Raw genomic sequence first — 12,639 nt, 5'->3', positions numbered from 1 at the left:
TGTTCCACCGTAGAGTTCGCCATTACCCATAGTCAATCGCGGAAAAGTCGCTAGGAAACGTGGATTTCTCATACCCCCAAGAGGTGGAACAGGTCCGCAAAGAACTGCGCGCCTGGCTGTCCGCCAACCTGACCGAAGACATCATCGCGGCCAACCGCGGCCGCGGAAGTGACGAGACGGCATTCCAGACCCTGCGCGCGTGGAACGCGACGATGGCCGATGCCGGCTGGGGCGCGGTTTCCTGGCCGCAGGAATACGGCGGCCGCGGGGCGGGTGTGCTCGAACAGCTGGTCTACGCCGAGGAGACCACCCGCGCGCGCGTGCCGGTCCACCTCAACGTGATCGGGATGAACAACATCGCGCCGGCGATCATGCAACACGGGACCGAAGAGCAGAAGCGCACACTGCTCCCCCGCATGATGCGCGCCGACGACATCTGGTGCCAGGGCATGTCGGAGCCCGAAGCCGGCTCCGACCTCGCCTCGCTACGCACCCGCGCGGTGCGCACCTCCGATTCGCACGGCGACTGCTACATCGTCAACGGTCAGAAAATCTGGACGTCGCTGGGGCACCGGGCGGCCTGGTGTCAGTTGTACGTGCGCACCGATCCCGAGGCGCCGAAGCACAAGGGCATCTCCTGCCTGATTCTCGACATGTCCCTGCCGGGCATCGAGGTTCGCCCACTGGTGACGCTCAGCGGCGAGGCCGACTTCGCCGAAGTCTTCTTCAACGACGTGCGGGTGCCGGCAGATGCCTTGCTGGGCCCGGAGAACGGCGGCTGGGGAATCGCCACCACCACACTGAGCCACGAACGGGCCGGTGCCGCACGCCTGTACACCGAGATGCAAACGCGGTTGCGGGAGCTCGTCAGCGAGCTCGCCGACGTCCGGATCGGCAACCGGCCGGTGCTCGAGGACCCCACCACGCTTCGACGCCTCGGCGAAATCGCCTTGCGCATCAAATATCTCGAGGTGTTGTGCCAGCGCTCTATTTCGGCCGTCATCCATGGCGGTGACGCTTTCGGCTCGGCAAGCCTGGCCAAGTCGATCTGGGGTGAGGTCGGACAGGACATCGCCGCGCTGGGCTTCGACCTGATCGGGATGGACCCGGTGGGGCGACGCTGGGCGGACTACCGTCTGACATCGCGCTCGCTGACCATCGCCGGCGGTACGACACAGATCAACAAAAACATCACCGCCCAACGGGTTTTGGGGCTGCCGCGCCGATGAACCTCGAGCTGACCGATGAGCAGATCGCCCTGCGTGACACCGTCCGGAGTTTCCTCGCCGAACGCGCATCGCTTGCCGCCCATGTGCGCCCGCTACTCGACGACCAGACCGGGATGACCGAGACGGTGTGGCGCGGTCTGGCAGACCTCGGCACCACCGGGTTGCTGGTACCGCTGGAATTCGATGGAGCCGGCATGACGATGGTCGAGGCCGGCGTCGTAGCCGAGGAACTCGGTGCCGGGCTGCATCCGGGGCCGTGGCTTTCCAGCGCCGTCGCCGCGACCCGGGCGCTGGTGCGCTGCGAAGTGGACAGCGCGGTGGCGTCGCCACTGTTCACCGGGATCGCCGACGGGTCCACTATCGCCACCGTGGGCGGCCTCGACGGTGCCCGGGTGCACGCCAGCGGTCGCGGTGACGACGTGGTGCTGGACGGCGAGATCGACAACGTGTGGGACATCGCAGCTGCCGACGTGGCATTCGTGGTGGCCGACGATGGGGATGGTGCCGGCCTCTTCGCCGTCCAGACGTCGGAAGCCGGCCTCGACAGCACACTGCAATCCGGAATCGATTTGACTCGCAAGAGGTTCCGGGTCACATTCGCCGAGACGCCCGCGCACCGTCTGGCGGCCGCGCCACCCGAGGTTGTCCAGGCGTTGACCGACGACGTGACCGTCGCCTGGGCCGCCGACGCGCTCGGCGCGGCACGGGCCGTGCTGAACCTCGTCGTCGAATATGCCAAAGTGCGAAGCCAATTCGGCCAACCGATCGGGGCGTTCCAGGCGGTCCAGCACCTGTGTGTGGACATGTACGAAACGGTGGAACTGGCCCGCAGCGGAGTCATTCACGCGCTGTGGGCCGCCGATGCCGGTGACCCCACGGAACGACACCTGGCTGCGCTGCGGACGAAGGCCTTCGCCGGCCGACTCGCCGCCGTCGGTGATACAGCCATTCAGGTGTTCGGCGGCATCGGTTACACCTGGGAGCACGACGCCCACCTCTACCTGAAGAGGCTGCTGAGTTGGAGCGCCTTCCTCGACGGATCCGACCGCTGTCTCGTGGAGCTCGGCGCGCAGTTCGCCGAGTCGGTTTTGCGTTGAGTGAAGCGCCGCGGGCGCGCTTTCACACTGTTCAACCTGCACAATCGAGCCGAGACCACCTGGTAGCGTAAAACCAAATATTGGGTCAGTGGTCGGTTGAGGCCGTCGAGTTCGCGACGACAGATCACCCGAATCGGGTACCGGTAGGGGTTGTGGAGGTGTCGTGGGGCTTCAGCAACCGTCCGAGGCTGCCTCACCGCCGAGCTCTGCACGCCTAGACTTGCCCGATGCCGATTCGTCGATCCGGTCTGGCAGCGCCGGACGTTCTCGCGTGACGCCACGCGAGCGGCGCGCCACCAAAGGCATTCCCGATGAATCCAACGGCGGCGGTGGCGCCTACAGCGACGGAACCCGTCGAACCGAAATCCTGCAGACCGCCGCCTCGTTGATCGCTTCCTCCGGCTTGCGGACGTCGCTGCAGGAGATCGCCGACGCGGCCGGAATCCTGCCGGGAAGCCTTTACCATCACTTCGAATCGAAGGAAGCGATCCTCGTCGAGCTGGTAAGGCGGTATTACGCCGACCTCGACCGCATCGGTGAGATCGCGCACGAGAAGCTGGACAAGGCCGACTCGCGCTCGGTCGCCGACAAGATCGTGGAACTGGGCTCCGCGATCGCTCGGTGTGCGGTGCAGCACCGGGCGGCGCTGCAGATGTCGTTCTACGAGGCGCCGAGTGCGAACCCGGAACTCGTCGAACTCCTTCGCAATCCGCCGACCGCCGTGCAGCAGGCGATGTTGCAGACGCTGCGCGCAGGCAGGTGGAGCGGATTCATCCGATCTGACATCGACCTTCCGACGCTGGCGGACCGAATCTGCCAGACCATGATGCATGTCGGCCTGGACATCATCAGGCACACCGGCGGGGCCGACCACACCGCCGTCGTCATGTGCCGAATCATGTTGCACGGGCTGGCCAGTCGTCCGTACAGCGACCGAGAGCTCAACGGTTCCAGCGCCTTTGCCGCTGCCGAGGCGGCCATTCAGACGTGGTCGGACGACAGCGAACTCGACGCGAACAACAAAGCCGCCCATGTCCGTTCGGTGGCTCGCGCCGAATTCGGCAGAAAAGGCTACGAGGTCACCACGATCCGCGACATCGCCGCCGCGGCGGGGTTGGGCACCGGCACCGTGTATCGGCTGATCGGATCGAAAGACGAACTGCTGGCCTCGATCATGGAGTCGTTCGGCCAGAAGGCCGGTGGCGGCTTCGCCAGCGTGCTGCGCACCGATGCCACCCCGGTGGAAAAGCTCGATGCGCTCAGTTGGGTCAACATCAATGCGCTGGACCAGTTTCCCGACGAGTGGAAGATCCAGCTCGCGTGGATGCGTCAGTCACCGCCTGACACCCCCAATCCCGGTCTGGCGTTCACGATGCGGTTGCGACAGCTGCGCGGGTTGCTGTCGGACGGCATCGAGTCCGGGGATATCCGCATCGAGGATTCACCGTCGCTGTCGATGCTCGCGCGCTACGTGATGGACGTGTTGTGGATGCCGGAGAACATCGTGCGGGCTCAGGGCAAACATGCAGCGCTGGTCAACGCCCGCGACACGGTGGTCCGTGGCGCCGCCGAGCGTGACACTTCCGCGCAAGTCTGACAACCAAGATTTCCGATAATCGCCGATAGGCGCGGTGGGCCACGCATACTGGCGGGGTGCATCGCGCCGGGTTGTGTCTCGTTGACTCGGCGTCTGGCAGTCAGGGCCCATCGCCCGCCAAGAGCCGGCCGTATCCCTTGCCGGGGAGAACTTTCGGCCGGCGTCCCGGGAAAGGAATGAGATGACAGGTATCGAGCAATTCCGCTACGACGGCAAGCGGGCGTTGGTGGTCGGCGGTGCCACCGGCATGGGCGCAGCGGCGGCCAAGATCGTCGGCGCCCTCGGGGCCGAGGTGATCAACCTGGACTACGCGCCGGTCGACTCCGGACTCGGCCGGGGAATCCAGGTCGACCTTCGCGACCCGGCTTCGATCGACAGCGCGCTCGAGCAGGTCGGCACGGTCGACGCACTGTTCTCCGCGGCGGGCATCGCGGATGGTCCGGACCTGATGAAGATCAACTTCATCGGCCATCGCCACGTGATCGACACTCTGATCAACAACAACCAACTGAGCCGCGGATCGGCGATCTGCTTCATCTCGTCGGTGGCCGGAATCGGCTGGGAGACCGACCTGCCGCGGCTTCAAGAGTTCCTGGCGACGCCCGACTTCGCATCCGCCGACGCCTGGGTCAAGGACCACGAGGCGGACAACTTCGGCCACTACGGAACCAGCAAGCAGGCGATCAACGCCTACGTCGCGACGCACGCATTCCCATTCCTGGCCAAGGGAATTCGGATCAACGCGATCTGCCCGGGCCCGACTGACACTCCCCTGGCCCGGGCGAATGCCGATCTGTGGCTGTCATTCGCGCAGGACTACCGCGAGGCGACCGGCACCGCGACACACACACCCGAGCAGATGGGCAACGTCATGGCGTTCCTCAACAGCGAGGCCGCCGCAGGCATCAACGGCGTCACGCTCCTGGTCGACTACGGACACGTGAACTCCTCCAACACCGGAACATTCGCCGCCGGCAAGCCGATCATCGACTTGCTCATGGGCCGGGTATCGCTCGGCTAGCCGGTGGCACACGTGAACCGGAGGCTTCTCACAGCGGCGGCGGGCGCCGCGCTGGTGGCGGCGTCGTGCTCGAGTTGCTTTTCGACGGATGGGCGAGCGACGCAGAGGACCGCGCACATCACCGTCGACAACACCTCCCGCACCTCGCACGCGGTCACCTGCAATCAGGTCAATTGGCTGCTGACCGCCAACATCAGCGTGGCTCCGGCCAACGTCAAGGTCCTGCTGCGCCTGGACCCCGAGAAACCCGCGGTCGAATCGGTCCATTTCGACAACTTCGCCGGTTTCTCGGGCGTCGCCAATTCCGGGGCCGGAGATGCGAAGGTTCGCGTCGCCAACGACTCCTACACCATCACCGGCACGGCATCCGGAACGCAGGTCAACGATTCGCACGTCTCGGTCACCGCACCGTTCACCATCGAGGTGGGCTGCTGACCGTCGCTAGTCCGGTTCGTCTTCGGGCGGCGGGAGGAATTCCTGTGCGGGCGGCGTCCGCTTCAACCAGGCCCTCATCCGCAGGAGCGGACTGGCCACGACGCCGATCGCCAGCAAGGCCAGCAGCACGATGATCGCGGCGTTCATAGCCACCATGGTGCCAGTTCGTCCGGCTACCGTGGATTCGGTTGGAATGCGCCCGGAGGTTGCGCGAGGGCCAGGGCGGTTCCGGTGCCGATCGGGCCGGCGCTGTCGAACAGGGTTGCGGCTCCGGTTCCGACACCGTGATTGCCGTAGTAACTCTGCGCCGCCAAACCGATGTGCTCGCCGTGGGGCAGCCGGCTGATGGCCACCGTGTAGTCGGCGTTGATGTAGCGCAATCCCGTTGTGCCCCAATGCGTCAGCGAACTGATGATGTCTCCGGCAAATGCCGCGCGGGTAAACGGTGTCAGCGGATGACCCGCGACCATCGGGCGGAAGATCCGCGTCCAGGCGAACTTCTGCACGCCCGGTCGCTCCCACTCCAGGGGCGGCATTCCCGGGGTGCCCTCGTCGGAGTCGCCGCCGTAAGTCCAGATGTCGAAGGCCATCTCGGACTGCTGGGCGGCCCCGGTGGCCGGCACGGCAGGTATCACCACGGGCCCGGTCCACACCTGGCCGTCGGGTGCCTCGCCGCGGCGCAAGAACAGCGCGCTGGCCCGCGCAACCACCTGCCCGTCCTGCCGCATCGCGGCGTCGACGAGTTTGATCCGGCGGCCTTCGCGTTGGATCGTCGTCTCGATCGTCAGGGGTTTGATGGGCACCGGCCGCAGCAGGTCGACGGTGAGGCGGGCGGGCTGCAGCTCGTCGTCGACGTCGCGGTCCAGCGCAAAACCCAGCAGCCCACCGACGATCTGACCGCCCATCGTCTCGCCCCACGGCCCGCGGGTCATGTCGCCGGGGATGTAGGAGTCGCCGTCGGCGGTGAAGAATGCGTCCACGCGCTCATGTTAGGGAGCGGGTGGACGCCGGATCAGTGCGGGCGGAGGGACTCGAACCCTCACGCTCTTTCGAGCACCGGCACCTAAAGCCGGCGTGTATGCCAATTTCACCACGCCCGCGCGCGCGTCCAACACCCTACCTCGGAGTATTTTCTAGGGGTGTCCACTACGCGTCGTCGGAGACCAGCGCTGATCGCGCTGGTGATCCTCGCGGCGGGCGGCTGCCTGGCCCTGGGCTGGTGGCAGTGGACCAGGTTCGAATCCACGTCGGGCTCTTTCCAGAATCTCGGATACGCCCTGCAATGGCCGGCATTCGCCGCATTCTGCGTCTACGCGTACCGCAATTTCGTCCGCTACGAAGAGGCGCCGCAGGCCTACCGAGACACCAACGCCGTCAACGAGATCCCGGACGGGTTGCTGCCTGAGCGGCCCGAATCCGACGGCCACGCCACCGACGACCCCGAGCTTCGCGAGTACAACGCCTACTTGGCCGCACTTGCCAAGGCAGACAACGAAACCCAGTAGAACAGGACAACCGAATGACCACAGCCGGTCAGAACATCCGGACACCGCTGCTCGCCTATCGTGTGATGGCGTGGACGACGGGCATCTGGCTGATCGCGCTCTGCTACGAGCTGGTGGTCCACTACGTGGTCAAGGTGCCGAATCCACCGAGCTGGATCGGGATCGTGCACGGATGGGTCTATTTCGCCTATGTGCTGGCGGCGTTCAACCTCGCCGTCAAGGTCCGCTGGCCGATCGGGAAGACGGTCGGAGTGCTCCTGGCCGGGACCATCCCACTGGTCGGGGTGATCGTCGAGCACTTTCAGACTCGAAACATCAAGGCGCAATTCAACTTATAGGGCTCGCAGCGCCGGCAACAGTAGCGCCAGCGCGCGTCCGCGGTGCGATGCGGCATCTTTCTCCGCCGGCGTCAGCTGTGCGGCGGTCCGATGGTCACCGCTCGGGACGAACACCGGGTCATAACCGAAACCCGCGTCGCCGCAAGGTGCGTGGGCGATCGCGCCCGGCCATTCGCCACGGACGACGAACTCACCCGACCCCGACACCAGTGCACAGGCCGAGACGAATGCCGCGCCGCGCCTGTCGTCGGGCACATCACGCAGCTGCGCCAGCAGGAGCTCGGTGTTTGCGGCGTCGTCGCCGTGACTACCGGACCACCGCGCGGACAGCACGCCGGGCATGCCATTCAGCGCCGCGACCGCGAGCCCTGAGTCATCGGCGACGGTCGGCAGACCGGTCGCTGCGAAACCGTCGCGCGCCTTGGCCAAGGCGTTGTCCTCAAACGTCGCAGCGGTTTCCGGCGCCTCGTCGTACGGTTCGACATCGTTGAGCGACACCAGCGTCAGCCCGGTCAGCGAGGCGGCGTCCAACACCCGGCGCAACTCCGCCAGCTTCTTGGCATTGCGGCTGGCGACCAGCAGGCGGGTCATCGGCGCAGTGGTCAGCTGCCGAACGCTTTCTGCGTCGCCGCCCCTTCGGGCAGCACACCCGGATACGGCAGCGCCAGCGCCTCGTTCTGGGCGACGAACAACTGCTCGCAGGCGCCTTCCGCGGCGTCGAGCAGCTTGTTGAGCGTCGAACGCGGGAAGGTGGCACCTTCGCCGGTGCCCTGCACCTCCACCAGCGTTCCGGTGTCGGTGGCCACCACGTTCATGTCCACTTCGGCGCGGGAGTCTTCCTCGTAGGGAAGGTCGACCCGCACCCGGCCATCGACGACGCCCACGCTGATGGCGGCGATCGCGCACGACAGCGGCCGCGGGTCCGACAGCTTGCCGGCTGCCGACAGGTACGTCACCGCATCAGCCAGCGCGACGTAGGCCCCGGTGATGGCGGCGGTGCGGGTGCCGCCATCGGCCTGCAACACATCGCAGTCGATGGCAATGGTGTTCTCGCCCAACGCCGCGAGGTCGATGCACGCCCGCAGCGACCGGCCGACCAGCCGGCTGATCTCCTGCGTCCGCCCCGACAACCGACCCTTGACCGACTCCCGGTCGCTGCGGGTGTGGGTCGCCGACGGCAGCATCGCGTACTCGGCGGTGAGCCAGCCCAGGCCGGAGCCTTTACGCCAGCGGGGCACGCCTTCGGTGACGCTCGCCGTACACAGGACTTTGGTCTGGCCGAATTCGACGACGACCGAACCTGCCGGGTGGACGGTGAACCCTCGGGTGATGACGACTGGTCGGAGTTCGTCGTCGAGCCGGCCGTCTTCTCGTTTTGACACGCCGCAACCTTAGCCCGGCTGCGATGCAGAGCGCGTAGCGATCGAGTGCCCGGCTGGCAGGGCGCTCGGCGCCGATCGCCCGGCTGGCCGGGCGGGTGGACCCTAACCCGGCGTCAGGAGCGCCCGACGTTGAACGTCTCGCCGCAGACCACCGCGTGCACGGGGCCGTCGAACTCAGCTTTGGCCTCGCTGATGACGTCCTCGCGCGCGGTCCACGGCGGGATGTGCGTCAACAGCAGTTCGCCCACACCGGCCGCCGCCGCGATCCGTCCGGCCTCGGTGCCGGACAGGTGCAGGTTCGGCGGGCGATCCGGCGAGTGCGTCCAGGACGCCTCGCACAGGAAGACGTCGGCGCCGCGAGCCAATTCGATGACCGCGTCGCAGTAGCCGGTGTCCCCGCTGTAGACGAACGAAGCGCCGGCGGCATTGGTGAAGCGCATCCCGTAGGACTCGGTCGGGTGGCACACCAGCCTCGGCGTGACGGTGAGAGCGCCGATACTGACGGCCTCGCCGTCGACCCAGTGGCGGACGTCGAAAATGTCGGAGCAATCGTCGATTTCGCCACCGTAGGGCGACGACGCGGCGCCCAGCCGCGACCAGGTGTCGCTCGGTCCGTACAGCAGGGCTTTGCCCGCCGGCGGAGACGGGTGATAACGGCGCCAGACGAACAGCCCGGGCACATCGAGGCAGTGGTCGGCGTGCAGGTGAGACAGCAGCACCTGAGCCGCACCCGGGTCGGCATGCCGTTGCAGGGCACCGAGCACGCCCCCACCGAAGTCGATGACCAGCGGCGGGGTGTCCGGCGCCCGGAGCAGATAGCCCGAGGCGGGCGAGTCCGGGCCGACGACGCTCCCGGAGCAGCCCAGCACGGTAACTCGCACGCACACCACTGTGCCATGCCCAACGTCATGTTGTGGAAAACATCCCCGGTTTACTGATGAGTAAGTCAGCTGGACGCCGCGATGTGCCGATGGACCGGTTCGACGCCGGTGATCACCGGTCCCAGGAACCGGGCCGCGAGGGCGAGGAACGCCTCCGGATCGCCGGTGGCCTCGAACACCCGCGTCGGCGCATCCGCATCGGGACGATCCGGGTGGGGATGCAGAAGGTCGCGCTCGCTGAGCACCCGGAGCAGCTCCTTGGCCGTCTCCTCCGCACTGGAAACCAGCGTGACCGCGTCTCCCATGGCCAACTGGATCAGCCCGGACAGCAGCGGGTAGTGGGTGCAGCCGAGCACGAGGGTGTCGACGTCGGCTCGTTGCAGCGGCTCGAGGTAGCCCTCGGCCAGCCCGAGGACCTGTCGCCCGCTGGTGATGCCGCGTTCGACGAAATCGACGAACCGCGGACAGGCCACCGCGGTGACTTCCGTGTCGCGGGCGGCGGCGAAGGCGTCCTGGTAGGCACCCGATGCGACGGTGGCCTGGGTTCCGATCACGCCGATGCGGCCGTTGCGGGTGGTGGCGACGGCCCGCCGCACCGCGGGCAGGATCACCTCGACCACCGGCACGTCGTAGCGTTCACGCGCGTCGTGCAGGCAGGCCGACGACGCCGAGTTGCAGGCGATGACCAACGCCTTGATGCCACGCTCGACCAGGTCGTCGCCGATGGCCAGGGCGTGCGCCCGGATTTCGGGGATGGTCAGCGGGCCGTAGGGGCCGTTGCCGGTGTCGCCGACGTAGACGATGTCCTCGTCGGGCAGCTGGTCGATGATGGCCCGGGCCACGGTCAACCCGCCCACGCCCGAGTCGAACACCCCGATGGGCGCCAGTGCGTTACTCATGTCGGCTCGATCATCGCCGCGAGCCTCGTCGGCGCCGCTCGCGCGCTTCGCGTTCCGGACTGGACAGCAGGTAGGCGGCCAACACTCCGGCGATGCCGCCGCAAAGATGCCCCTGCCAGGACACCCCGCCACAGACATTGAGCTCCGGGACAGCGCCCCACAGCACGCTGCCGTAGACGACCAGCACCAGCAGTCCGATCAGGATCTGCCAGCCCGAGCGGATGAAGAACCCGAACACCAGTAGGAAGGTCAGCCAGCCGAAGATCAGGCCGGACGCGCCGATGTGGTCGGTATGGGGACACGGCACGTTGCCGATCAGCCAGGTGCCGAATCCGCCGACGATCCAGATGATCGCGGTCGCCCAGAGGAATCTCGACAGCCCGGCAAGGGTGACCAGAAAGCCGAGCACCAGCGCCGGCCCGGTGTTGGCCGCCAGGTGCGCCCAGTTGGCGTGCAGCAGCGGCGCGAACAGGATGCCCCAGAGGCCGTCGGTCTCCAGCGGACGGATGCCGTTCTCGTCGAGCCGGTGGCCGTTGAGCTGGTCGAACGCCTCGATGACGTACAGCAGCGCCACGAAGCTGAGGATGGTGGCCCCGCCGACGACGAACGCGGACCGTTTCCTCGGCTGCTGCGTGTGGCTGGTCATGCCGGCGCCTGCCTCTCCGTGGGCCGGAAAGCTCCCGGCAACAATCCACGATAGGTCGGGATGTCGGCCACCGGGTCCGCGGCGATGACGGCAGCCACCACCGCCTGCGCCAGGCAGTCCGCCGCCGCGCTACCGACGGCCGTGGCCAGCGGCGTCTCCGGCGAGAACGCGGCCGCCAGATCCGCCGGCGGCGCCACCTCGATGGCCCCGGTCGCCAGCGCGAAGACCGTGTCGCCATCGACCGGGGTGTGCGCGGGCCGAATGCTGCGCGCCAGCCCGTCCTGAGCGGTGCTCGCGACCTGCCGGCAGGCGGCCGGGCTCAGCGCGGCGTCGGTCGCGACCACCGCGATCGTGGTGTTCAGCGAGCTGAGCGGCGACTCCAGGGCGGCCAGCTCAGCGAGTTCCTCATCCGGCGGTGTGGTCAGGCCGAACTCGGCGACCAGGTAGCTCAGCCACGGCAGGCCGGTCGCCTGATCCACGACGTTGCCCGAGGAATTCACCACCACCAGAGCACCGACCGTCGCACCGGACGCCAACGTGGTCGACGCGGTCCCGACGCCCCCCTTCAGCACGCCCGCACAGGCTCCGACCCCGGCACCGACAGTGCCGACGGCGACCTCGGTGCCCGCCGTCCGGCAGGCGTCGTACCCGAAGTCGGCGGTCGGCCGGTTACCCCAACCGCCCACCTCCAAGTCGAAGATCACCGCGCCCGGCACGATCGGCACCACTCCGCCCTTCATCGCCACGCCCCGGTCGTGTTCCTCCAGCCAGCGCATCACCCCGTCGGCGGCTGCCAGCCCGAACGCGCTGCCGCCGGCCAGCAGCACCGCGTCGACGTAGCGCACGCTGTTGGCCGGATCCAGCAGGTCGGTCTCGCGGGTGCCCGGCGCACCGCCGCGCACGTCGACGGCGCCGACAGTGCCCGGCGGTGTCAGCACCACGGTGACGCCGCTGGCCCAGCCCGCACCCATCGCCGCGTCGGGATCCAACCGGTGGTACTGGCCGACCAGGATCCCGGCCACGTCGGTGATCGAACTCATCGCGAGCCCATCAACGCCAGGACCAGATACTCCTGCAGCACGGTCAGCCACTGGTAGACGTCGAGATGCCCGGCCAGCGGGTGGTTTTCGGGCAACCGGTCGGGTCCGTCGGGCCGGATCTCGAGCATGGTCCCCAGCGCGAGCCGCAGATCGTTGACGGCCGCGGTCCAGGAGTTGGCGGCGTCCTCGGTCAACTCGATCTTGCCGCCACCGTCCGGCAGCGTGTCCAGAAGTTGTTGTGCCGCAAGCCGCTTGGCGTCGATGATGGCCGGCTCGTGCAGGCTGCGAAGGGCCGAGTTCAAGCTGTCGGTGTCCACTCCCGGGTCGTCGTTCGGCTTGGCGAAATCCGGCAGCAGGCGCATCAGCGTCGCATTGTCCGGCGGCTCGGAGTTGCCGGTCTTCATTCCGGTCAGCTGCTCGAGTTCGTCTTGCGGTGAAGAGGATTCGCGTTCGTCGAGCAACCCGATCATCGAGGCCACCAGGCTCTTCAGCAGGCCCGCTTCGTGGGCGTCCAGCGCCGACCGGAACCGGACGCCGTCAGCGGCTTGTACCCGCTTCCATTTGCGCAC

16 protein-coding genes and 1 tRNA gene are annotated in these 12,639 nt (G+C 67.4%); 7 read left to right on the top strand and 10 right to left on the bottom strand.

The features are described from left to right. Nucleotides 1–59: 59 nt before the first annotated feature. The 5 genes from CYU59_RS19555 to CYU59_RS19535 all read left to right on the top strand — a co-directional run bounded on the left by CYU59_RS19555 (nt 60) and on the right by CYU59_RS19535 (nt 5,379). On the top strand, nt 60–1,229 hold the full coding sequence (locus tag CYU59_RS19555; protein ID WP_293001709.1) for an acyl-CoA dehydrogenase family protein: 1,170 nt from the start codon (nt 60–62) through the stop codon (nt 1,227–1,229). Further along, nucleotides 1,226–2,326, top strand: a complete 1,101-nt coding sequence (locus CYU59_RS19550; RefSeq protein ID WP_293001707.1) for an acyl-CoA dehydrogenase family protein — start codon at nt 1,226–1,228, stop codon at nt 2,324–2,326. The genes CYU59_RS19555 and CYU59_RS19550 overlap by 4 nt, the downstream gene beginning before the upstream one ends. 304 nt (nt 2,327–2,630) lie before the next feature. Continuing rightward, nucleotides 2,631–3,923 carry a TetR/AcrR family transcriptional regulator gene (locus CYU59_RS19545; RefSeq protein ID WP_293001836.1) on the top strand — a complete coding sequence of 431 codons (1,293 nt, stop codon included), beginning with the start codon at nt 2,631–2,633 and terminating at the stop codon, nt 3,921–3,923. A 181-nt stretch (nt 3,924–4,104) separates the two neighbouring features. Further along, complete coding sequence (locus CYU59_RS19540) at nt 4,105–4,944, top strand: SDR family oxidoreductase (protein ID WP_293001705.1); 840 nt, start codon at nt 4,105–4,107, stop codon at nt 4,942–4,944. Nucleotides 4,945–4,956: 12 nt separating this feature from the next. Next, entirely contained in the window at nt 4,957–5,379 is a 423-nt protein-coding gene (locus CYU59_RS19535; RefSeq protein ID WP_293001703.1) for a lipoprotein LpqH, read from the top strand. 6 nt (nt 5,380–5,385) lie between these two features. Here the strand turns inward: CYU59_RS19535 and CYU59_RS19530 are convergent, their stop codons facing one another. The 3 genes from CYU59_RS19530 to CYU59_RS19520 all read right to left on the bottom strand — a co-directional run bounded on the left by CYU59_RS19530 (nt 5,386) and on the right by CYU59_RS19520 (nt 6,479). After that, nucleotides 5,386–5,526 (bottom strand): hypothetical protein, encoded by a 141-nt coding sequence (locus tag CYU59_RS19530; protein ID WP_293001701.1) that lies wholly within the window; start codon nt 5,524–5,526, stop codon nt 5,386–5,388. 26 nt (nt 5,527–5,552) lie between these two features. Further along, nucleotides 5,553–6,311 carry a thioesterase family protein gene (locus CYU59_RS19525; protein WP_293001834.1) on the bottom strand — a complete coding sequence of 253 codons (759 nt, stop codon included), beginning with the start codon at nt 6,309–6,311 and terminating at the stop codon, nt 5,553–5,555. Nucleotides 6,312–6,395: 84 nt separating this feature from the next. Next, nucleotides 6,396–6,479, bottom strand: a tRNA-Leu gene (locus tag CYU59_RS19520). 39 nt (nt 6,480–6,518) lie between these two features. On the opposite strand from CYU59_RS19520, the gene CYU59_RS19515 reads away from it, so the two are divergent. Beyond that, complete coding sequence (locus tag CYU59_RS19515) at nt 6,519–6,884, top strand: hypothetical protein (protein ID WP_293001699.1); 366 nt, start codon at nt 6,519–6,521, stop codon at nt 6,882–6,884. A gap of 14 nt (nt 6,885–6,898) precedes the next feature. After that, nucleotides 6,899–7,222 carry a DUF3817 domain-containing protein gene (locus CYU59_RS19510; RefSeq protein WP_293001697.1) on the top strand — a complete coding sequence of 108 codons (324 nt, stop codon included), beginning with the start codon at nt 6,899–6,901 and terminating at the stop codon, nt 7,220–7,222. On the opposite strand, the gene CYU59_RS19505 is transcribed toward CYU59_RS19510, so the two are convergent. From CYU59_RS19505 to CYU59_RS19475, 7 genes are all read right to left on the bottom strand, one after another. Then, nucleotides 7,217–7,813 (bottom strand): non-canonical purine NTP pyrophosphatase, encoded by a 597-nt coding sequence (locus CYU59_RS19505; protein ID WP_293001694.1) that lies wholly within the window; start codon nt 7,811–7,813, stop codon nt 7,217–7,219. The genes CYU59_RS19510 and CYU59_RS19505 overlap by 6 nt on opposite strands. A gap of 11 nt (nt 7,814–7,824) precedes the next feature. Further along, nucleotides 7,825–8,604, bottom strand: coding sequence for a ribonuclease PH (gene rph / locus CYU59_RS19500; protein ID WP_293001692.1), 780 nt, complete (start codon nt 8,602–8,604; stop codon nt 7,825–7,827). A gap of 113 nt (nt 8,605–8,717) precedes the next feature. Continuing rightward, nucleotides 8,718–9,491, bottom strand: a complete 774-nt coding sequence (locus CYU59_RS19495) for a cyclic nucleotide-degrading phosphodiesterase (protein ID WP_293001690.1) — start codon at nt 9,489–9,491, stop codon at nt 8,718–8,720. Between the two features lie 59 nt (nt 9,492–9,550). Next, nucleotides 9,551–10,384 carry a glutamate racemase gene (murI, locus tag CYU59_RS19490; protein WP_293001688.1) on the bottom strand — a complete coding sequence of 278 codons (834 nt, stop codon included), beginning with the start codon at nt 10,382–10,384 and terminating at the stop codon, nt 9,551–9,553. Between the two features lie 10 nt (nt 10,385–10,394). Further along, the gene (locus CYU59_RS19485; protein ID WP_293001686.1) at nt 10,395–11,030 is read right to left on the bottom strand and encodes a rhomboid family intramembrane serine protease; all 636 of its coding nucleotides are present in this window, start codon (nt 11,028–11,030) and stop codon (nt 10,395–10,397) included. Beyond that, nucleotides 11,027–12,070 (bottom strand): P1 family peptidase, encoded by a 1,044-nt coding sequence (locus tag CYU59_RS19480; RefSeq protein WP_293001684.1) that lies wholly within the window; start codon nt 12,068–12,070, stop codon nt 11,027–11,029. The genes CYU59_RS19485 and CYU59_RS19480 overlap by 4 nt, the downstream gene beginning before the upstream one ends. Next, entirely contained in the window at nt 12,067–12,639 is a 573-nt protein-coding gene (locus tag CYU59_RS19475) for a DUF2017 domain-containing protein (protein WP_293001682.1), read from the bottom strand. The genes CYU59_RS19480 and CYU59_RS19475 overlap by 4 nt, the downstream gene beginning before the upstream one ends.

Source organism: Mycobacterium sp. (genome assembly GCF_002863225.1).
In the GTDB taxonomy this organism is placed as follows: Bacteria; Actinomycetota; Actinomycetes; order Mycobacteriales; family Mycobacteriaceae; genus Mycobacterium.
The sequence above is the reverse complement of the archived record's forward strand: the minus strand, read 5'-3'. Positions and strand labels throughout refer to the sequence as shown.